We start from the raw sequence: 20,610 nt of genomic DNA on the forward strand, positions 1-20,610 counted from the left end.
TGGTGCGATGCGGTGCGGTGCGGTCGGTCAGCTCTTGTCGAACTTCTTGAATTCGGCGCTGAACCGGGCGGCCCAGGCTCCCTTGTCGACCTGATAAGCGGTGATCATGGTGTTGGTGGTGTCGCCGTATTTGTCGAAGGCGATGCGTCCGGTGACGCCGTCGAAGGTGACCTTGTTCATGGCGTCGACGACCTTCTTGCGGGCGTCGTCGGGGAGCTTGCCGCCGTTGGCGTCGACGACGCTCTTGACGGCCTGGATGACGGCCCAGGTGGAGTCGTAGGTGGAGCCGCCGTAGGCCTCGTAGGCCTCCTTGAAGCCGGCTGCCTTGTAGTCGGCGATGAACTTCTTGGCGGAGGGGAGATCTTCGACGGGCTTACCGACGGAGGAGGCGTAGTCGCCCTGCGCCTTCTTGTTGAGCTTGATGTAGTCGCCGCTGTACATGCCGTCGCCGCCCATGAGGGGGACGGTGACGCCGCCGTCCTTGAGCTGCTGGCTGAGCGGGCCGGAGGCGGGGTACTCGCCGCCGTAGAAGACCAGGTCGGGCTTGGCGGACTTGACCTTGGAGACGACGGCCTTGAAGTCACGGTCGTCGGGGCTGACGTGCTCGGTGCCGGCGATCTTGCCGCCGAGCTTGGTGAACTGGTCCTTGAAGGAGGAGGCCAGGCCGACGCCGTAGGTCTTCTGGTCGTCGATGACATAGACCTTCTTGGCCTTCATCTTCTCCCAGGCGTACTGGCCGTCGAAGGCGCCCTGCACCTCGTCGGTGGTGGCGGTGCGGAAGTAGGTCGGGAACTGGCGGACCCGCTTGTTCTTGCGCCAGTCCGGGCCCTGGGTGAGGTCGGGCGTGGTGTTCGCCGGGGATATCAGCGTGAGGTTGTTCTGCTTGGAGACCTGCTGCATGGACTGGGCGACGCCGGAGTTGAGCGGGCCGACGATGCCGAGGACGTCCTTGTCGCCGGCGAGCTTGGTGGTGTTCTGCTGGCCGACGTTGGGCAGGGCCTTGTCGTCGAGGGCTTCGAGTTTGAAGGTGACGCCCTTGACCTCGCCGGCCTTGTTGGCGTTGTCGATGGCGAGCTGGGCGGAGTTGCGGATGCCCAGGCCCAGTGCGGAGAGCTCGCCGGTGGTGGGGGCGTCGAGGCCGATGACGACGGTGGTTTTTCCGTCGCCGCTCTTGTTCTCGCCGCGCGAGCCGCACGCGGAAAGGGTGAGGGCACCGGCGGTGACTGCGGTGGTGAGGATGAGCAAGGAACGGTGACGCACGATCAGTCCTTTCCCTGGCGGCCACAGCTGTCGCATGGCCGGTTCGCGCGCCGGGCTGTACGGGGTGAGACCGGGTTCCGTGCTCGCAGCGCGCCCGGCGGCGCGGTGACTGGCCGTGACTCTAGAGCGGTGTTCGCCACACCGGCAGAGGCGCTGTGCAGGATGTGACGCTCTTGTTATGACCTTCGATGAGCGTTTTGCCGTTATGGTCCTTACACCGGAGGGCGAACACGGTGTGGGGGGTGAACGTGCACCTCCACGGGGGAATGAGGCGCGTGGTGACGGTTCGGCGTCCGGTATCCGGACGTGGCGGGCGCGGGGGCGCCGGGGCCCTTGAAGGGCGCGGGAGTTGCGCACGGCACCGCCCCGCGCGCCTGTTACTCAGCGTTACGGAAAGGGGTGCGGCCCCGCTCCAGGGGTCTGGATGCGGGGCCGCGGCGGCGGGCGGCGGTGCGCCGGCCGGGGTGGCTCAGCTGCGGTAGGCGTCGCTGTCGGTCTCGCGCAGCAGGCAGGTCAGACGGGCGGTGCAGACCCGCTTGTCCTGCTCGTCGGTGATGACGATGTCGTAGGTGGCGGTGGAGCGGCCGCGGTGTACGGGGGTGGCGACACCGGTGACCAGCCCGGAGCGGGCGCCGCGGTGGTGGGTGCAGTTCAGGTCGACGCCCACCGCGATCTTGGTGGGGCCGCCGTGCAGCATGGCGCCGACGGAGCCGAGGGTTTCGGCCAGGACGGCGGAGGCGCCGCCGTGCAGCAGTCCGTAGGGCTGGGTGTTGCCCTCGACGGGCATGGTGCCGACGATGCGCTCCGGGGCGGCTTCGACGACCTGCACGCTCATCCGCTCGCCGAGGTGCCCGGCGGAGAACAGCGCCGGCAGGTCGAGGCCGAGGCCGGCCCACTGGTCGAGGATCTCCTGCGGAAACTTGGTCGTGCTCTGCTCACCCATGCCTACGGCTCCGTTCGCTCGCCCGTGATCGTCGTCGATCCGTGCCTGTTCCTATCAGGCCACTGAGCAAGCGCTCAGCGCGGGGTGGGGGTTCCCGCCGGCCCCTCCGTCGTGGTCAGTCCTGGCGGGCGGGCTCCAGGCGGATCACCACGGACTTGGCGGCCGGGGTGTTGCTGGTGTCGGCGGTGTGGTCGAGGGGGATCAGGACGTTGGTCTCGGGGTAGTAGGCGGCCGCGCACCCGCGGGCCGTGGGGTAGTGCACGACGCGGAAGCCGTCCGCCCGCCGCTCGCTGCCGTCGGTCCATTCGCTGATCAGGTCGGCGTACGCGCCGTCGGCCAGGCCCCGTTCGCGGGCGTCGTCGGGGTGGACGAGCACGACGCGCCGGCCGTTCTTGATGCCGCGGTAGCGGTCGTTGAGGCCGTAGATGGTGGTGTTGTACTGGTCGTGGGAGCGCAGCGTCTGCAACAGCAGCCGCCCTTCGGGGGCGGTGGGGTATTCCACGGGCGCGGCGGTGAAGTTGGCCTTGCCGGTGGCGGTGGGGAAGCTGCGGCTGTCCCGGGGGGCGTGCGGAAGGGCGAAGCCTCCGGGGCGGGCGACCCTGGCGTTGAAGTCCTCGAAGCCGGGGACGACCCGGGCGATCCGGTCGCGGATCGTGGCGTAGTCGTGCTCGAACTCCTCCCAGGGGGTGGCGCTGTCCTCGCCCAGGACGCGGCGGGCCAGCCGGGCCACGATCGCGGGCTCGGACAGCAGCTGGGAACCGGCGGGCTCCAGCCGGCCGCGGGAGGCGTGCACCATGCCCATGGAGTCCTCGACGGTCACGAACTGCGCGCCGCCGCGCTGCACATCGCGGTCCGTGCGGCCCAGGGTCGGCAGGATCAGGGCGCGGGCGCCGGTGATCACGTGCGAGCGGTTGAGCTTGGTGGAGACATGGACGGTCAGCCGGGCGCGGCGCATGGCGGCCTCGGTGACGTCGGTGTCGGGGGTGGCGGAGACGAAGTTGCCGCCCATCGCGAAGAAGACCTTGGCCTGCCCGTCGCGCAGCGCACGGATGGCGCGGACCACGTCGAGGCCGTGCTCGCGGGGCGGTGCGAAGTCGAACTCCTTCTCCAGGGCGTCGAGGAAGGCGGGCGCGGGCCGTTCGAAGATGCCCATGGTGCGGTCACCCTGGACGTTGCTGTGTCCGCGGACGGGGCAGACGCCGGCCCCGGGGCGGCCGATGTTGCCGCGCAGCAGTAGGAAGTTGACGACTTCCCGGATGGTGGGGACGGAGTGCTTGTGCTGGGTCAGGCCCATCGCCCAGCACACGATGGTGCGCCGGGAGGCGAGGACCATCTCCCGTGCGCGCTCGATCTCCTCGCGGGTCAGGCCGGTGGCGGTGAGCGTCTCGTCCCAGTTGTCGTCGGCGCGTGCGGCGCGCGCGAACTCCTCGAAGCCGTGGGTGTGGTCACGGATGAAGTCCTCGTCGAGGGCGCCGTCGGTGTCGAGGACGAGGCGGTTGAGGGCCCGGAAGAGGGCCTGGTCGCCGCCGAGGCGTACCTGGAGGAAGAGGTCGGTGAGCGCGGTGCCGCCGCCGGCCAGGCCGCGTGGGGTCTGCGGGTTCTTGAAGCGTTCCAGGCCGGCCTCGGGCAGCGGATTGATCGAGATGATCTGTGTGCCGCCGGCCTTGGCCTTCTCCAGGGCGGTGAGCATCCGGGGGTGGTTGGTGCCCGGGTTCTGGCCGGCGACGATGATCAGGTCGGCCTGGTAGAGGTCCTCCAGCAGGACGCTGCCCTTGCCGATGCCGAGGGTCTCGGTGAGCGCGGAGCCCGAGGACTCGTGGCACATGTTGGAGCAGTCGGGCAGGTTGTTGGTGCCGAATTCGCGGGCGAAGAGCTGGTAGAGGAAGGCGGCCTCGTTGCTGGTGCGGCCGGAGGTGTAGAAGACGGCCTCGTCGGGGGAGTCGAGGGCGGTCAGCTCCTCGCCGATCAGGTCGAAGGCCCGCTCCCAGGAGACGGGGGTGTAGTGGTCGGCGCCCTCGGCCAGGTACATGGGGTGGGTGAGGCGGCCCTGCTGGCCGAGCCAGTAGCCGCTGCGGTCGGCGAGGCCGGCGACGGAGTGGGTCGCGAAGAACTCCGGGGTGACGCGGCGCAGGGTGGCTTCCTCGGCGACGGCCTTGGCGCCGTTCTCGCAGAATTCGGCGGTGTGCGGCTTGTCGGGCTCGGGCCAGGCGCAGCCCGGGCAGTCGAAACCGTTGGGCTGGTTGACGCGCAGCAGGGTCTGGACGCTACGGCGCACGCCCATCTGCTGCTGGGCGATGCGCAGGGAGTGGGTGAGGGCCGGCAGCCCGACGGCGGAGTGCTGGGGTGCGCTGACCTCGGGCGCGTCCTGGACGGGGTCCGACGCGGGCGGCTTGCCTGCCATGACGCTCTCCCTTGAGCCGTGAGCTGCGGTGGTCCCCGGGGGCGGCGGACCGTTGTCCTGCACATGTGTCGTACGCGAGGGATCCTGTCACGGACGCGCGGCGCGGTGCAGGGGGCGGCGGCGGGGGCCGGCGGCGTACGCGGAGATCGGGGCGGTGCGCGGCGGGCCGGGGCGGGGCCGCCGGGTCCGGAGCGGGGCGCGGCGAGGAGGCCGGGAGCCGTCGCGGCGGGGATTGTCAGTGGGGCGTGGCAGGATCGGGGGCGTGGCAGCAAAGGCAGCGAAGAAGAGCGAAGCGACCGGCACCCGGGCGGCGGCGGGCGGCCGTCCCCACCTGCTCCTGATGGACGGGCATTCCATGGCATACCGGGCGTTCTTCGCCCTGCCCGTGGAGAATTTCACGACCGTCTCGGGACAACCGACCAATGCGATCTACGGCTTCGCGTCGATGCTCGCGAACACCCTGCGCGACGAGGCGCCCACGCATTTCGCCGTGGCCTTCGACGTCTCGCGCAAGACCTGGCGCTCCGAGGAGTTCGCCGACTACAAGGCGAACCGCTCCAAGACCCCCGACGAGTTCAAGGGCCAGGTCGAGCTGATCGGCGAGATGCTCGACGCGATGCGGGTCAAGCGCTTCGCCGTCGAGGGCTTCGAGGCCGACGACGTCATCGCCACCCTCACCGAGCAGGCCACGGCCCAGGGCTTCGAGGTCTCGATCGTCACGGGCGACCGCGACTCCTTCCAGCTGGTCTCCGACGACGTCACGGTGCTCTACCCCACCAAGGGCGTCTCGGAGCTGACCCGCTTCACCCCGGAGAAGGTCTTCGAGAAGTACGGCCTGACCCCCGCCCAGTACCCGGACTTCGCCGCGCTGCGCGGCGACCCGTCGGACAACCTCCCCGGCATCCCCGGCGTCGGAGAGAAGACCGCCACGAAGTGGATCAACCAGTTCGGTTCGTTCGCGGAGCTGGTGGAGCGTGCCGAGGAGGTCAAGGGCAAGGCGGGCGCCAACCTCCGCGAGCACCTGGACGCGGTCAGGCTCAACCGCCGGCTCACGGAGATGGTGCGCGATGTCGAGCTGCCGTGCGGCCCGGCGGAGCTGACCCGCGAGGCGTACGACCGGGAGGCGCTCGCGGTCCTCTTCAACGGGCTGGAGATCCGCAACCAGGGCCTGCGCGACCGGCTGCACGCCGTCGACCCGGGCGCCGCCGAAGCCGCCGAGGAGGCCGCCCCCGCGGCCGGCATCGAGGTGGACGGCACGGTTCTCGGCGCCGGCGAACTCGCTCCGTGGCTGGCCGAACACGGCACGGGACCGCTCGGCGTGGCCACGGTCGACGTCTGGAACCTCGGCAGCGGCAGCGTCGCCGAGATCGCGCTCGCCGCCGGCGACGGGCCGGCCGCCTGGTTCGACCCCGCCCAGCTCGACGAGGCCGACGAGCGCGCCTTCGCCGCCTGGAGCGCGGACGCCGCCCGCCCCAAGGTGATGCACAACGCCAAGGGCCTGATGCGGGTCTTCGGCGAGCACGGCTGGCGCATCGACGGCGTCACCATGGACACCGCGCTGGCCGCCTACCTGGTCAAGCCGGGCCGCCGCTCCTTCGCCCTGGACGCCCTGGCCATCGAGTACCTGGGCCGCGATCTCGCCCCCGCCGCGGCCGGTGACGGCCAGCTGGCGTTCGGCGCGGACGAGCAGGCCGAGGCGGACGCCCTGATGGGGCAGGCCCGCACGGTCCTCGACCTGGGAGCGGCGTTCGAGACGAAGCTGGCCGAGGTCGGCGCGGCCGAGCTGCTGCGCGAGGTGGAGCTGCCGACCAGCGTGCTGCTGGCCCGGATGGAGCGCGCCGGCATCGCCGCGGACCGGGGCTGGCTGGAGCGCATGGAGCAGCAGTTCGCGGGCGCGGTGCAGCAGGCCGTCAAGGAAGCGCATGCCGCCGCCGGCCACGAGTTCAACCTCGGCTCGCCCAAGCAGCTGCAGGAGGTCCTCTTCGGCGAACTGGGCCTGCCCAGGACCAAGAAGACCAAGACGGGCTACACCACCGACGCCGACGCCCTGGCCTGGCTGGCCGCCCAGACCGAGAACGAGCTCCCGGTGATCATGCTCAGGCACCGTGAGCAGGCCAAGCTGCGCACCACCGTCGAGGGCCTGATCAAGACCATCGGCGCCGACGGCCGGATCCACACCACCTTCAACCAGACCGTGGCCGCCACCGGCCGGCTGTCCTCCACGGACCCCAACCTCCAGAACATCCCGGTGCGCACGGACGAGGGCCGGGCGATCCGCCGCGGGTTCGTCGTCGGGGAGGGCTTCGAGTCGCTGCTGACCGCCGACTACAGCCAGATCGAACTGCGGGTGATGGCCCATCTCTCCGAGGACGAGGGCCTGATCGAGGCGTTCACCTCCGGCGAGGACCTGCACACCACGGTCGCCTCCCACGTCTTCTCCGTCGCCACCCACGAGGTCGACGCGGAGATGCGCCGCAAGATCAAGGCGATGTCCTACGGCCTGGCGTACGGCCTGTCGGCCTTCGGGCTCTCCCAGCAGCTGGGCATCCAGCCCGATGAGGCCCGCAAGCTGATGGACAACTACTTCGAGCGCTTCGGCGGGGTGCGCGACTACCTCCGCCGCGCCGTGGAGGAGGCCCGCGCCACCGGCTACACCGAGACGATGCTCGGCCGCCGCCGCTACCTCCCCGACCTCAACAGCGACAACCGCCAGCGCCGCGAGATGGCCGAGCGGATGGCCCTGAACGCCCCGATCCAGGGCACCGCCGCCGACATCGTCAAGATCGCGATGCTGCGGGTCGACGCGGCACTGCGGGCCGCGAAGCTGGAGTCCCGGATGCTGCTCCAGGTCCACGACGAAATCGTGGTCGAGGTCGCCCCGGGCGAGCGCAAGAAGGTCGAGGAACTGCTCCGCCGCGAGATGGCCGACGCGGTCGAACTCCGCGCCCCGCTGGACGTCTCCGTCGGCTCTGGCAAGGACTGGGAGTCCGCGGCGCACTGAGCGGACGACGGACCGGGGAGGGCGCGGGGCACGTCCCAGGCCCTCCCCGGCGCACATCGGCCGGCTCCGCTGCGTTCTGACGCGGCCGGGCCGGCCGATGTGCGCCGTACCCCCGGCCGGCTGCGCCTCCCGCTCCCTCCTCCACGCCACCCCCGACCGGTCTCGCCGCAACCGCCCCACCCCTCCTGATGACTCGTCAGCACGGCCGCCGCGCGCCTCGGGAGTAAACGGCCCGCCCCCTCCCCGACCGGTTCCGATCACTATGTGTCCGAAGTGGGTGGTAGATGCCAGGCCCGAGTTGTCGTAGTGTCGCCTGAGTTGGAGCGCCGGGGAGCGCGATACCGCGTCAGGAGCGCGGTAGGGCAACGCGGAGGGGACCACGTATGTCAGCCACATTCCGACGGCGGCTCCACAGGGGAGCGGCCTCGACGGCCGTGGCGGCCCTGGTGCTCGCCGCCCTGACGGCCTCTCAGGCGCCGGGCGCCGCCGAAGCGGCCGCCGCCAGAAAGCAGCCGCCCCCGCCCCCGGCCGACACCCCCATCGACGGCGGCACGGCGTACTACACCGACCTGCCGCCCCTCAACAGCCCGGTACCGCCGCGCGGTTCGCACCACACCGGCCCGCACTCCGGCAGCCCCGCGGGCCCCGCCGAGGCCGGTCTCCCCGCCACCGTCCTGGCCGCGTACAAGAAGGCAGAGTCGGCCATCGAGGGCTCCGACCCGGCCTGCCGGCTGCCCTGGCAGCTGCTCGCCGGGATCGGCAAGGTCGAATCCGGCCAGGCGCGCGGCGGAGCGGTCGACGCCGAGGGGACCACCCTCCAGCCGATACTCGGCCCGCAGCTCAACGGCCACGGCTTCGCGCGGATCACCGACACCGACGGCGGCCGCTACGACGGCGATGTCACCCATGACCGTGCCGTGGGCCCGATGCAGTTCATCCCCTCCACCTGGTCACAGGGCGGCCCCGACCGCACCGGCTGGGGCGCCGACGGCAACGGCGACGGCAAGAAGGACCCCAACAACGTCTTCGACGCGGCGCTCGCCGCCGGCCGCTATCTCTGCGCCGGCGGCCGCGACCTGTCGGACCAGGACGATCTGGACCACGCGATCCTCGGCTACAACAACTCCGACGAGTATCTGCGCACCGTGCTGTCCTGGTACACGTTCTACCGCCACGGCACCCACGCGATCCCCGACGGCCGGGGCGTCCTTCCGGAACGCCGGCGGGAGCCCCGTACGGCCGGCGACGACCGCGACGCCCGGACCGGCACCGTGCCCGGGAGCCGCAGCTCCGGCGGCGCGCCGGACAAGGACCGGCGGCACGGCGGATCCGGCACCGGAGGGCCCGGCAAGCCCGGCAAGGGACAGCAGCACCACCCCGACAAGCCGGGCGGCACCGACCCCACACCGGGCGGCGGCACCGGCACCCCGACCCATGAGCCCGACCCCACCCCCAAGCCGCCCGCCGAACCCCGGCTCACCGCCCTCACCCGCGTCGGCGACAAGGACCTGACCGCCACCGCCGGCGGCGAGTTCACCGCCGCGCCGACGGTCCGCGCCGAGGACGCGGCGGGCAAGCCGGTCGCCGGCGCCCCCGTCCGCTTCACCCTCCCCGCCTCCGCCGGCGCCCGCTTCCCCGGCGACCGCACCGCCGTCACCGTCACCACCGGCAAGGACGGGCTGGCCGCCGCCCCGGCCCTGCGCGCGGGCGACAAGGCCGGTGCCTTCACCGTCCGCGCCACGGCCGTGGGCCGCCCCGCACCCGCCGTCGACTTCGGCGCCACCGTCAAGGCCAAGCCCGCCCCGAAGGCCGACACGCTCGCCCGCACCTCGGACAAGCCGCTGACGGCCACCGCCGGCCAGCCCTTCGCCGAGGACGCGGTCGAGATCAAGGCGACCTACCGCGGCAAGCTCGCGGCGGGGGTGCCGGTCACCGCGACCATGGTCACCGACGACCCGGACCACCCCGTGGAGAACGACAAGGGCCCCTACTTCAAGGACCCCCGGGCCACCGGCGACGACCGGGACGACCCGGTCCGCACGCTCACCGGTCTCACCACCAACGCCCAGGGCCTGCTGAAGCTCCCGAAGATCTACACGGACAGTCACGCGGGCACGTTCCTGCTGCGGCTGACCACCGCCGACGGCGCCGTGCTCACCGTCAAGCTGAAGGTCGCCGCCCCGGCCGGTTCCTGACCCCGCGCCACCCGGCCCGGGCGCCACTACCGGAGCTCACCGCCCCAACCGGCCGTACACCGCGCCCGGTTGGCGCCGGACCGGTGACCGCGCCCGCCCCACCGCCGTCCTGCCCGCCGTCCAGGGCAGGACGGCGGTGCCACGTGTTCTCATCTCGGCCGCCCGTTGCTACGGTGCCCCCGCCTGACGCCGTATCAGTTTCCTGGGAGGCCGGTCATGCGCGCCCTGACAGCAGCCGCGATCGGACTGGCCGCGGCGCTCGCCCTCGTCCTCGCCCTCACGGCGGCCGGTGACCCCGGCGGCACGACCTCCCCCAAGCCGCTGCTGACCACCGTGCCCGCGCACCCCTGAGGGAGGGACACCGCCATGCGCCGCACCGACTCCACCCGCGCCACACCCCCGGCCGACGCCACCACCGACGCCCCCGGCCGGCGCCGGGCGGCCCGCGGCATGCGCCGCACGGCCAGCCTGGTCCTGCTCGCCCTCGCCGTCTTCTTCACCGCACTGTCCCCGCTGATGCGCTGGTACGCCTTCCCCCGGCTCGCCAAGATCCCGCCCGGCCAGTACCAGGACATGGTCCTGGAGGCGAAGCCCGCCACCCTCCTCAACTACGGGACGATGAAAGCCGAACAGGTCCCCGAGGTCACCATCGTGCAGACCCTCAAGGGCAACGTCGCCGCATCCGACCGGATCGAGGAGTCCGCCGGCCGCGATGTCGTCGTCTGGGACACCCTGTCCTACGTCGCCGGCCCCGACGGAAAAATGGTCTCCGAGATCCCCGAGCGCTACCTCTTCGACGCCCACACCCAGGAACCCGTGCACGCCACCGGCGAATCGGTCGACGGCGACCCCGTCCGCCGCGAGGGCATCGAATACAAGTGGCCGTTCCTCACCGAGAAACGCGACTACGCCTACTTCGACGCCCAGACCCGCACCTCCGCCCCCATTCACTACAAGGGCACCCGCACCTTCCGCGGCCTGGAGGTCTACTACTTCGAGCAGACCATCCCCTGGACCAAGGTCGCCATCCCCAAGAAGATGCCCGTCAAGGGCGTCACCCCGCAGGCCGTCGCGAAGATGGGCACCACCCGCTGGTACACCACCAAGCGGATGTTCTGGGTCGAGCCGGTCACCGGAGCGCCGGTCAACGGCCAGGAGATCCACAAGGAGCAGCTGCGCGGCGGCGACCTGCTGCCCGGCGGCCGCACCGTCACCGCCTTCGCCGGCCATGTGAAGATGCGCGCCGACTACGTCGACGCCACCGTCTCCCTGGTGAGGTCACAGCGCACCCTCGTCCTGCTGCTCACCCGCTACCTCCCCTGGGGGTTCCTGGCGCTCGGCGCCACGCTGCTCGCCCTGAGCCTGCACCTCGAAGCCCGCAGCCGCCGGCCCCGCACCACCCCCGGGCTCAGCCCCGCTTGAGCCGTGCCGTCGTGTGCCGCGTCGGCTCGGCCGTCGAGGGGTCCTCCGGCCACGGATGCTTGGGGTAGCGGCCACGCAACTCCGCACGCACGGACCGGTACCCGTCCCGCCAGAACGACGCGAGATCGGCGGTGACCGCGGCCGGATGCCCGGCGGGGGAGAGCAGATGCACCAGTACCGGCACCCGCCCGCCGGCCACCCGCGGCGAGGTCTGCCGGCCGAACAACTCCTGCAGTTTCACGGCCAGTACGGGCTGCTCACCCCCGTAATCCACCCGCACCCGCGACCCGCTCGGGACCTCGATGCGCTCCGGCGCCAGTTCGTCGAAGCGCGCCGCGTCCCCGGTCGCCCACGGCAGCAGCCGGGACAGCGCCTGCCCCGCGTCGATCCGCTCCAGATCCGCCCGCCGCCGCGCCCGCCCCAGCTCGGTCCCCAGCCACTCCTCCACCCGCTCCAGCAGCGCCGCATCCGACACCTCGGGCCACGGCGCGCCCAACTCCCGGTGCAAGAACGCCATCCGCTGCCGCAGGGACACCGCGGCGGCCGGCCAGCGCAGCAGACCCAGCCCCTCCCGCCGCAGACCCGACACCACCGCGTCCCGGAGCAGCTCGGCGCCGGGCGAGGCCAGCGGCCGCGACGCGAGCTCGATCGCCCCCAGCCGGGTCACCCTCCTGGCCACCACGTCGCCGCCCGACCACCCCACCTCCTCGCCCGAGGAGTACAGCGCCCCCGCCGCCGCACACGCCGTCTCCTCATCGAGCACCGCCGCCAGCCGCACCCGCGCCGACACCGCCGCCACCGGCCGGTCCGCCACCGCGACCGCCAGCCACTCGGCATCCCGCAGCCCCGACCCGTCGCCGGCCCGCGACCCCGGCCCCGCCCCCGCCAGCTCGGCCCCCGTCCCCGACGCCATGAGAAAACTTCCGGCCCCGCGCGCCCGGGCCACCCGCTCCGGGAACGCCAGCGCCGCGACGAGCCCGGCCACCGCATCGTCGCCCCGGCCCCCGTCGCCGCCCACCGCCGACCCGTCCGCCCCGGCCCGCGGCTCACCCGCCGCCGACGCCAGCCGCCGGGCCTCCTGCCGCCACCGCGCCGCATACGCGTCGCCGCCCCGGCGCGCGGTACGCCACGCGGCCGCCAGATCGTCCCCGTACGCCCGCGGCGGCTCCTCACTCAGCAGGGCGACCACCTCCGCGGCACGCCGCACACCCACCTCGGGCGCACCGTCCAGCAGGGCACGCGCCAGCCGCGGATGCAGCCCCAGCCGCGCCATCCGCACCCCCCGGCCGGTCGCCCGGCCCTCCGCGTCCACCGCACCGATCGCCGCCAGCACCTCCCGGGCCGCGGCCAGCGCACCGGCCGGCGGCGCGTCGAGCAGCGCGAGACCACCGGCCCCCGGATCGCCCCAGCACGCCGCCTGCAGCGCGAAGGCCGTGAGATCGGCGACCCTGATCTCCGGATCGGGGAACGCCGGCAGCCGCCCGTCCTCGCCCTCCGCCCAGCAGCGGTAGACCACACCGGGCGCCTCGCGCCCCGCCCGGCCGGCCCGCTGACGGGACGCCGCCCGGGAGGCCCGCACGGTCGCCAGCGCACTGAGCCCCCGCGCGTGATCCGTCCGCGGCACCCGCGCCAGCCCGCTGTCCACCACCACCCGCACACCCGGCACCGTCAGACTGGACTCCGCCACCGACGTCGCCAGCACCACCCGCCGCACGCCGTCCCCGCCCGCCAGCACGGCATCCTGCACCTCGGCCGGCGCCCGCCCGTGCACCTGCAACACCTCCGCGTCCACCCCGGCCAGCTGCCCGGCGACCCGCCCGATCTCCCCGACCCCGGGCAGGAAACACAGCACATCGCCCACCTGCTCACGCAGCGCCTGCCGCACCACCGCGGCCACATGCGTGAGGAGCGCCGGATCGACCCGCATCCCGTGCGCCGGCCGCACCGGCCGCTGCGGCGGCGCCCACACCACCTCCACGGCATGCGACACGCCCGCCGCCTCGACCACCGGCGCCGCCTGCCCGCCCGCGCCCAGCAACCGCGCCCACCCCTCGGCGTCCGTGGTCGCCGACGCCGCCACCAGCCCCAGCTCCGGCCGCAGCGTCTCCCGCACGTCCAGCAGGAAGGCCGCGGAGGTGTCGGCGTCCAGATGCCGCTCATGACACTCGTCCAGGACCACCACATCGACCCCGGCCAGCTCCGGATCGCGCTGCAGCCGCTGCAGCAGCACCCCGGTGGTCACCACCTCGACGACCGTCCGGGGCCCGGCCCGCCGCTCACCGCGCACCGTGAACCCCACCCGCTCACCGGCCTTCTCACCCAGCAGCCAGGCCATCCGGCGCGCCGCCGCCCGGGCCGCGATCCGGCGCGGCTCGGCGACCAGCACCCGCCGCGCCGGACCCGAGCCCGTCAGACCCGCGAGATCCAGCGGCACCAGCGTCGTCTTGCCGGTGCCCGGCGGCGCGCACAGCACCGCGGCACCGGGCCCGTCGAGAGCGGCGCGCAGCGCGGGCAACGCGGTACGGACGGGCAGCTGGGCGAGGGCGTCACGACGGATCACGCCCCCAGTCTGCCGCCCCGGCCCCCGCCACCGGCGGCCGCGCCCACCGCCCTACCGGCCCCCGGCAGCCGCCGTGCACACGAAGATCGCCGTCCCCGGGATCAGATGCCCCCGCAGCGGAGACCAGCCACCCCACTCCTGGGTGTTCCATTCCGGCCATTCCGGTTCGACGAGATCCTCCAGCCGGAACCCGGCCGCCACCACGTCCCGCACCCGGTCGCCCAGCGTCCGGTGGTGCTCCACATACACCGCCCGCCCGTGCTCGTCCTGCTCCACGTACGGCGTGCGGTCGAAGTAGGACGCCCCCACCGAGAGCCCCTCCGGCCCCGGCTCGTCCGGGAAGGCCCAGCGGATGGGGTGCGAGACGGAGAAGACGAACCGGCCGCCCGGCCGCAGCACCCGGCGCACCTCACGCAGCACCCGTACCGGATCCGCCACGAACGGCAGCGCCCCGTATGCGGAACACGCGAGATCGAAACTGCCGTCGCGGAACGGCAGCGCCCCAGCGTCCGCCTCCACCAGTTCGGTGGCGTCCTCCGCCGCCCCGCCGGCGATCCGCAGCGCATGCTGCAACTGCCGGTGGGAGAGGTCCAGCGCCACGGGCAGCGCGCCCTGCGCCGCCAGCCATCGGGAGCACTGCGCCGCGCCGGCCCCGATCTCCAGGACCCGCCGCCCCTTCAGCTCAGCCGCCGGCCCGAGCAGTGCGGCCTCCGCCTCGTCCAGCCCCTCGGGTCCCCAGATGAACCGGTCGTCCCCCAGGAACGTTCCGTGCTCGCTCTGGTACTCGTCCGCGTTGCTGTCCCACCAGCCCCGGCTGGCCCGGCTGCTCTCGGTGTCCGAGGCGTCACGGCGGGTCGCCTCCGGCTCGTGCTCTTGGTTCATGGCGCCCGTCGTCGTAGTGTTCGCTCTGCTTGTCGCTGCAGGGACTGTGAGGCCGTTCGACCTCGCGGAACATCGCGTGTGCCGGTTATGGGGCGTTCTGCCCCGGGTGTGCGCGTTCGCGCATTGACCGGGTCCGGCTGCCCCCGTATGCTACAAGTTGCGCTGCGGGCTTGCGCGCCTCAGACGGAGCAGGCCGCGCTCGCATCTGTATGTATGTCCCCTCGGTTTTGAGGCGTTTCGGGTCGCTCCCGGATGCTCCGGCATCTGCGGGCTTCCGGCGGATTCGTCTTTGACACTGTCCGGCTTATGCAGAGGCGATAGAGGCTCTCGGCGTAGCAGTACCTACGACTTCAATGTCCGCACCGGAGCCTTTACCCACATGACGAGCAGCACCGAGACCACCGCCACCACCCCGCAGGTTGCGGTCAACGACATCGGTAACGAGGAAGCCTTCCTCGCCGCGATCGACGAGACGATCAAGTACTTCAACGACGGCGACATCGTCGACGGCGTCATCGTGAAGGTCGACCGGGACGAGGTCCTGCTCGACATCGGTTACAAGACCGAAGGCGTGATCCCGAGCCGCGAGCTCTCGATCAAGCACGATGTCGACCCCAACGAGGTCGTTGCCGTCGGTGACGAGATCGAGGCCCTGGTCCTCCAGAAGGAGGACAAGGAAGGCCGCCTGATCCTCTCGAAGAAGCGCGCCCAGTACGAGCGCGCCTGGGGCACCATCGAGAAGATCAAGGAAGAGGACGGGATCGTCACCGGTACCGTCATCGAGGTCGTCAAGGGTGGTCTCATCCTCGACATCGGCCTCCGTGGCTTCCTCCCGGCCTCCCTGGTCGAGATGCGCCGCGTCCGCGACCTCCAGCCCTACGTGGGCAAGGAGCTCGAGGCCAAGATCATCGAGCTGGACAAGAACCGCAACAACGTGGTCCTGTCCCGCCGTGCCTGGCTGGAGCAGACCCAGAGCGAGGTCCGCCAGACCTTCCTCACCACCCTCCAGAAGGGTCAGGTGCGCTCCGGCGTCGTCTCCTCCATCGTCAACTTCGGTGCCTTCGTGGACCTGGGCGGCGTCGACGGTCTCGTGCACGTCTCCGAGCTGTCCTGGAAGCACATCGACCACCCCTCCGAGGTCGTCGAGGTCGGCCAGGAGGTCACGGTCGAGGTCCTGGACGTCGACATGGACCGCGAGCGCGTGTCCCTGTCGCTCAAGGCGACCCAGGAAGACCCGTGGCAGCAGTTCGCCCGTACCCACCAGATCGGTCAGGTCGTCCCGGGTAAGGTCACCAAGCTCGTTCCCTTCGGTGCGTTCGTGCGCGTCGACGAGGGCATCGAGGGCCTGGTCCACATCTCCGAGCTGGCCGAGCGCCACGTCGAGATCCCGGAGCAGGTTGTCCAGGTCAACGACGAGATCTTCGTCAAGGTCATCGACATCGACCTCGAGCGCCGCCGCATCAGCCTCTCGCTGAAGCAGGCCAACGAGTCCTTCGGTGCCGACCCGTCGGCGGTCGAGTTCGACCCGACCCTGTACGGCATGGCCGCGTCCTACGACGACCAGGGCAACTACATCTACCCCGAGGGCTTCGACCCCGAGACCAACGACTGGCTCGAGGGCTACGAGACCCAGCGCGAGGCGTGGGAGAACCAGTACGCCGAGGCGCAGACGCGCTTCGAGCAGCACCAGGCTCAGGTCATCAAGTCCCGCGAGGCCGACGAGCAGGCTGCGGCCGAGGGTGCTGCGGCGCCGGCGGCGCAGGGTGGCGGCCAGGCCAGCGGCGGCAACGCCGGTGGCGGCGGCGGCTCCTACTCCTCGGAGTCGGCGGACAACTCCGGCGCCCTGGCGTCGGACGAGGCCCTCGCCGCGCTCCGCGAGAAGCTGGCCGGCGGCCAGAGCTGAGCTCTCGCCCCTAGGCACTAGCCGATAGACGAAGGCCCGTTCCCCCTCACGGGGGAGCGGGCCTTCGCCGTGTGTGTGTCGTGCCCGCGGGGTGGGGGCGCAGGGGTTCCGTGGGGGAGGTAGAGGAGGGGCTCTCGTGCCTCAAGATGCGGAAGCGAGGGGAGTGATGATGAACTCGCCCTCCGGGAAGGGGAGTTCACCGGCCGAAAAGCGGAGTGCGGAAGGTGAGATGAGGGGGACGGGGTAGGCGTGAGGTGCGGGGGCTGGCGCGTGGCGTCGGGTGGGGAGTCCGGTGCACATGTCGGAGGAGCCGGGGCGCGGGGCCGGGTGGCCCGAGGTGCGGGCCGGCCGGAACGGGCGCGGGAGCCCGGCCGTCTGTGAGGGCGCAGGACCTCGCACGCGGGTCGTCGGGAATGCTCACGCCTGTTCATGCGTTGCCGCCCATGAGAACGAGGAGGAGCGGTCACTGTGTTGGATCCCCAGGGTTTGTACGAATGGGAGCCCAGCGGGCTCGCGGAGGTGGAGGCCATCGCCTCCAGGGACTCCGCCGGACTGGTGCTGCTGTACCACTTCGACGGGTACATCGACGCCGGCGAGACCGGCGACCAGATCGTCGAACGGCTGCTGGACGGCCTGCCGCACCAGGTCGTCGCCCGCTTCGACCACGACCGCCTCGTCGACTACCGGGCCCGCCGCCCGCTGCTCACCTTCGAGCGCAGCCGCTGGACCGCCTACGAGACCCCGCGCATCGAACTGCGGCTCGTACGGGACACCACCGATGCCCCCTTCCTCCTGCTCTCCGGACCCGAACCGGACGTGGAGTGGGAGCGCTTCGCGGGCGCGGTGCAGGACATCGTGGAGCGCCTGGGCGTACGCCTCTCGGTCAACTTCCACGGCATCCCCATGGGCGTCCCGCACACCCGCCCCGTGGGCATCACCCCGCACGGCAACCGCACCGACCTGATGCCGGGTCACAGCGCCTTCTTCGACGAGGCGCAGGTCCCCGGCAGCGCCGAGGCTCTGATCGAATTCCGGCTCGCCGAAGCCGGCCACGACGTGCTGGGCGTGGCGGCCCACGTACCGCACTACATCGCCCGGTCCGCCTACCCGGACGCCGCGCTGACCGCGCTGGAGGCCGTGACCGCCGCGACGGGGCTGGTCCTGCCCGGCGCCGCACACTCACTCCGCACGGAGGCCCTGCGCACGCAGGAGGAGATCGAGCGGCAGATCTCGGAGGGCGACGAGGAACTGGTGGCCCTGGTCAGCGGGCTGGAGCATCAGTACGACGCGGTGGCCGGCGCGGAAAGCCGGGGGAGCCTGGTGGCCGAGCCGGCGGAACTCCCCTCGGCCGATGAGATCGGCAGGGACTTCGAGCGCTTCCTTGCGGAGCGGGAGGGCGACGGCGGCGCGGCCGGGGCCTGAAGCGGGCGGAGCCTGAGCCGGCCGGCACCTGCGTCGGCCGGCGCGTGGACTGGCCGGCGCATGAGCCGTCGGCGCCTCCAGCGCTGCCGTCCGCTGGGCGCACCGTATAGCGTGGGCCCATGGTGAAGGTGGGGCTGACCGGCGGAATCGGCGCGGGCAAGAGTGAGGTCTCGCGACTGCTGGCGTCATACGGCGCGGTGATCGTCGACGCCGACAAGATCGCACGCGAGGTCGTCGAGCCGGGCACACCCGGACTGGCGGCCGTGGTCGCGGAGTTCGGGGACGGTGTACTCACACCGGACGGCACGCTCGACCGGCCGAAGCTGGGCGGGATCGTCTTCGCCGACCCGCAGAAGCTGAAGGCGCTCAATGCGATCGTGCACCCCCTGGTGGGGGCACGGTCAGCCGAACTCGAAGCAGCGGCGGGCCCGGACGCGGTGGTCGTGCACGACGTCCCGCTGCTGACGGAGAACGGCCTGGCGCCGCTGTACGACCTGGTGGTCGTGGTCGACGCCGCACCGCAGACCCAGCTGGACCGCTTGGTGCGGCTGCGGGGGATGGCGGAGGACGAGGCCACGTCCCGGATGGCGGCCCAGGCGACCCGCGAACAGCGGCTGGCGGTCGCGAATCTGGTGATCGACAACAACGGACCGCTGGATGCGCTGGAACCGCAGGTCCGCGCGGTGTGGGAGCGGCTGCGGAGCGCCTGAGGCCGGACGGTACCCTCGCCGCCATGACTGCTCCTTCCGATCTCGACCCCCAGACGCCCGGCACCGGGGCCGCCTCCGCGCCCCTCTCCGCCGCCGGCTCCGCCCCCGCCTCGTTCGTGGTCAACGTCCCCGGCCTCGCGGACGACGCACTGGAAGTGGAACCGCTGGACCCCGCCCAGATCGTCTCCGGCGAGCCCGTGGTGACGGGCAAGGTGTTGTGGGAGTCGCCCGACGGGCGGCAGATCCGGGGCATCTGGCAGATCACCCCGGGAGTGGTCACCGACACCGAGGCCAACGAACTGTTCGTGGTCGTCAGCGGGCGCGCCACCATCGAGGTCGACGGCGGCCCCGTGCTCGAAGTGGGACCCGGCGACGCCTGCGTCCTGCGCGAGGGCGACCGTACGCAGTGGACCGTGCACGAGACGTTGCGCAAGGCGTACCACATCAGCTTGTAGGTGGACGTGGTCCGGGGTGTCCGGCAGGGGGGTGGGGGCCGGGGTGCTGGTCGGGCGGGGTGGCTTCTGCCTGGGGTGCTTTCCCCGGGGGCGGGGGCGCCCTCCCCACCCCCGCCCCCACCCCCGCCCTCCCCACCCCCTCGCCTCCTCCCTTGGGCCCGTCCCGCGCCCCATCCCTCCTCAGCCGGCCTCTCCGTCCGGATCGTTTCGGCCTCACGCGTTGCCGGCTGGCCGGTTGAGGCTGCGCAGGCCGGGGAATGCCGCGGCCGGGGGGATTGTTGTGCCCCAGGTAGCGCCGTACGGTCCGTAGCTGACGCGCGTCCCGACGGCGACGGAGAGGAGCGGGCCGTGCCCGAAAGCAGCCCCGAGACGCATGTGATCGACTTCCGCGCTGCGGAGCAGCTGTTGGCGGCCCGTGACCCGCGCGGCGCGATCCAGCTGCTGGACTCGGTCATCACCGCGCACCCCGAGAACACCGCGGCCCGGCTGTTGCGCGCCCGCGCCTTCTTCCTCGCGGCCCAATTGCGGCCCGCGGAACTCGAGTTCCAGACCGTGCTGGAACGCGAACCGGACAATGCCTTCGCGCACTTCGCCCTCGGCCGCACTCTGGAGCGCGCCGATCGTTCCAAGGAGGCGCTGCGCCACTTCCGGCTGGCGGCCGCCCTGGAGCCGCGTCCGGAGTTCATCGAGGCGGCCCGTTTCGCGCCCGAGACGGGCAACAGCGCACCCGCTCAGGACCACGGCGACCCGGACCACGATCCGGAGTAGCCACACCGAGACGGTGGGGGCGAATGCACCGCCCCCTGCCGTAGGTTGTGCCCGCCCAGTGGCAGCACAGGCAGATGTTGGTGTTCTGGTGTCCAGGGTGTTCCGGGGAGCCACCTCGCTGGGAGGACCGGCGGCCCGGACCCGTACCCAAGTCCCCCGAGCCTCGGTCGTTACCGGGTCACAGGATCGCGGATTCCGTTCGGGCGCCTTGAGAGCCCAGCAGGAGGAAGCCGGACTGAAGCCCGACCGGATACCTCGTTCCTGCCTCCGATCGTGCCTGTCTGACCTGCCGGCCTGGACCGCCCCGTTCTGCCGCTGCGGACCGCTGGCTGCCGCCCCGCGCGACCTCTACCGTCCGGTGTTCCGTCTGCGACCGGCGGTGTTCCGTATGCCGAACGCGTCGTTCCGGCCGCGGTCGGGCGCGTACGGCGGTATGTCCTTGCCCGGCTGGTAGTGGGGTCCCTGGCGGATGTGGCGGATCACCATGATCAGGTCCGCGGTCGCCACCACGGCCAGCGCCGCACATGCTGCCGCCCATTCCGGCCGCCCGACGTCGATGAAGGCCACGGCTCCGGCGATCGCCCACAGCAAGCCCCACAGCGCCAGCGCACAGCGTATTTTCAGCGGGCTGCGTGCCTGAAGGGGCTCATTTCCCGTACGCATCAGCACCCATCTCCCTTCTCCAGGA

15 protein-coding genes are annotated in these 20,610 nt (G+C 72.2%); 9 read left to right on the forward strand and 6 right to left on the reverse strand.

Going from position 1 to position 20,610, the window contains the following annotated elements; translation table 11 throughout:
* Positions 1-27 precede the first annotated feature (27 nt).
* The 3 genes from OIU81_RS27795 to OIU81_RS27805 form a co-directional block, all read right to left on the reverse strand.
* Entirely contained in the window at positions 28-1,245 is a 1,218-nt protein-coding gene (locus OIU81_RS27795) for a branched-chain amino acid ABC transporter substrate-binding protein (protein WP_329155406.1), read from the reverse strand.
* Positions 1,246-1,729: 484 nt separating this feature from the next.
* On the reverse strand, positions 1,730-2,203 hold the full coding sequence (locus OIU81_RS27800) for a PaaI family thioesterase (RefSeq protein WP_329152102.1): 474 nt from the start codon (positions 2,201-2,203) through the stop codon (positions 1,730-1,732).
* 115 nt (positions 2,204-2,318) lie between these two features.
* Positions 2,319-4,604, reverse strand: coding sequence for an FdhF/YdeP family oxidoreductase (locus tag OIU81_RS27805; protein ID WP_329152103.1), 2,286 nt, complete (start codon positions 4,602-4,604; stop codon positions 2,319-2,321).
* 340 nt (positions 4,605-4,944) lie between these two features.
* Here OIU81_RS27805 and polA point away from each other — a divergent pair, with 340 nt between their 5' ends.
* The 4 genes from polA (at position 4,945) to OIU81_RS27825 (ending at position 11,222) form a co-directional block, all read left to right on the forward strand.
* Positions 4,945-7,605, forward strand: coding sequence for a DNA polymerase I (polA, locus tag OIU81_RS27810; protein WP_443074169.1), 2,661 nt, complete (start codon positions 4,945-4,947; stop codon positions 7,603-7,605).
* 383 nt (positions 7,606-7,988) lie between these two features.
* Positions 7,989-9,800, forward strand: a complete 1,812-nt coding sequence (locus tag OIU81_RS27815; RefSeq protein ID WP_329152107.1) for a lytic transglycosylase domain-containing protein — start codon at positions 7,989-7,991, stop codon at positions 9,798-9,800.
* Positions 9,801-10,016: 216 nt separating this feature from the next.
* The gene (locus tag OIU81_RS27820) at positions 10,017-10,151 is read left to right on the forward strand and encodes an SPW_0924 family protein (RefSeq protein ID WP_329152109.1); all 135 of its coding nucleotides are present in this window, start codon (positions 10,017-10,019) and stop codon (positions 10,149-10,151) included.
* Between the two features lie 99 nt (positions 10,152-10,250).
* Positions 10,251-11,222 (forward strand): DUF3068 domain-containing protein, encoded by a 972-nt coding sequence (locus OIU81_RS27825; protein WP_329155408.1) that lies wholly within the window; start codon positions 10,251-10,253, stop codon positions 11,220-11,222.
* On the opposite strand, the gene hrpB is transcribed toward OIU81_RS27825, so the two are convergent.
* Together hrpB and OIU81_RS27835 are read right to left on the reverse strand one after the other, a co-directional pair.
* The gene (gene hrpB / locus OIU81_RS27830) at positions 11,209-13,782 is read right to left on the reverse strand and encodes an ATP-dependent helicase HrpB (RefSeq protein ID WP_329152111.1); all 2,574 of its coding nucleotides are present in this window, start codon (positions 13,780-13,782) and stop codon (positions 11,209-11,211) included. The two genes, OIU81_RS27825 and hrpB, sit on opposite strands and share 14 nt — an antisense overlap.
* 51 nt (positions 13,783-13,833) lie before the next feature.
* Positions 13,834-14,664 carry a class I SAM-dependent methyltransferase gene (locus OIU81_RS27835; protein ID WP_329152114.1) on the reverse strand — a complete coding sequence of 277 codons (831 nt, stop codon included), beginning with the start codon at positions 14,662-14,664 and terminating at the stop codon, positions 13,834-13,836.
* Between the two features lie 379 nt (positions 14,665-15,043).
* On the opposite strand from OIU81_RS27835, the gene rpsA reads away from it, so the two are divergent.
* The 5 genes from rpsA to OIU81_RS27860 all read left to right on the forward strand — a co-directional run bounded on the left by rpsA (position 15,044) and on the right by OIU81_RS27860 (position 19,922).
* Entirely contained in the window at positions 15,044-16,567 is a 1,524-nt protein-coding gene (gene rpsA, locus OIU81_RS27840; protein ID WP_329152116.1) for a 30S ribosomal protein S1, read from the forward strand.
* Between the two features lie 468 nt (positions 16,568-17,035).
* On the forward strand, positions 17,036-17,989 hold the full coding sequence (locus tag OIU81_RS27845; protein ID WP_329152118.1) for a PAC2 family protein: 954 nt from the start codon (positions 17,036-17,038) through the stop codon (positions 17,987-17,989).
* Positions 17,990-18,108: 119 nt separating this feature from the next.
* The gene (coaE, locus tag OIU81_RS27850; RefSeq protein WP_329152120.1) at positions 18,109-18,699 is read left to right on the forward strand and encodes a dephospho-CoA kinase; all 591 of its coding nucleotides are present in this window, start codon (positions 18,109-18,111) and stop codon (positions 18,697-18,699) included.
* A 23-nt stretch (positions 18,700-18,722) separates the two neighbouring features.
* Entirely contained in the window at positions 18,723-19,154 is a 432-nt protein-coding gene (locus tag OIU81_RS27855; protein WP_329152123.1) for a cupin domain-containing protein, read from the forward strand.
* Positions 19,155-19,502: 348 nt separating this feature from the next.
* Complete coding sequence (locus OIU81_RS27860) at positions 19,503-19,922, forward strand: tetratricopeptide repeat protein (protein ID WP_329152125.1); 420 nt, start codon at positions 19,503-19,505, stop codon at positions 19,920-19,922.
* Positions 19,923-20,270: 348 nt separating this feature from the next.
* Here the strand turns inward: OIU81_RS27860 and OIU81_RS27865 are convergent, their stop codons facing one another.
* Complete coding sequence (locus tag OIU81_RS27865; RefSeq protein WP_329152127.1) at positions 20,271-20,585, reverse strand: DUF6343 family protein; 315 nt, start codon at positions 20,583-20,585, stop codon at positions 20,271-20,273.
* Between the last annotated feature and the right edge of the window lie 25 nt (positions 20,586-20,610).

The organism is Streptomyces sp. NBC_01454 (assembly GCF_036227565.1).
Lineage (GTDB): Bacteria > Actinomycetota > Actinomycetes > Streptomycetales > Streptomycetaceae > Streptomyces.

What these genes read in the sequence shown, in the direction of transcription:
- OIU81_RS27835 (WP_329152114.1), bottom strand. Translation starts at nt 14,664, where the DNA reads ATGAACCAAGAGCACGAGCCGGAGGCGACCCGCCGTGACGCCTCGGAC.
- OIU81_RS27815 (WP_329152107.1), top strand. Translation starts at nt 7,989, where the DNA reads ATGTCAGCCACATTCCGACGGCGGCTCCACAGGGGAGCGGCCTCGACG.
- OIU81_RS27805 (WP_329152103.1), bottom strand. Translation starts at nt 4,604, where the DNA reads ATGGCAGGCAAGCCGCCCGCGTCGGACCCCGTCCAGGACGCGCCCGAG.
- OIU81_RS27865 (WP_329152127.1), bottom strand. Translation starts at nt 20,585, where the DNA reads ATGCGTACGGGAAATGAGCCCCTTCAGGCACGCAGCCCGCTGAAAATA.
- polA (WP_443074169.1), top strand. Translation starts at nt 4,945, where the DNA reads ATGGACGGGCATTCCATGGCATACCGGGCGTTCTTCGCCCTGCCCGTG.
- coaE (WP_329152120.1), top strand. Translation starts at nt 18,109, where the DNA reads ATGGTGAAGGTGGGGCTGACCGGCGGAATCGGCGCGGGCAAGAGTGAG.
- OIU81_RS27825 (WP_329155408.1), top strand. Translation starts at nt 10,251, where the DNA reads ATGCGCCGCACGGCCAGCCTGGTCCTGCTCGCCCTCGCCGTCTTCTTC.
- OIU81_RS27820 (WP_329152109.1), top strand. Translation starts at nt 10,017, where the DNA reads ATGCGCGCCCTGACAGCAGCCGCGATCGGACTGGCCGCGGCGCTCGCC.
- OIU81_RS27855 (WP_329152123.1), top strand. Translation starts at nt 18,723, where the DNA reads ATGACTGCTCCTTCCGATCTCGACCCCCAGACGCCCGGCACCGGGGCC.
- rpsA (WP_329152116.1), top strand. Translation starts at nt 15,044, where the DNA reads ATGACGAGCAGCACCGAGACCACCGCCACCACCCCGCAGGTTGCGGTC.
- OIU81_RS27800 (WP_329152102.1), bottom strand. Translation starts at nt 2,203, where the DNA reads ATGGGTGAGCAGAGCACGACCAAGTTTCCGCAGGAGATCCTCGACCAG.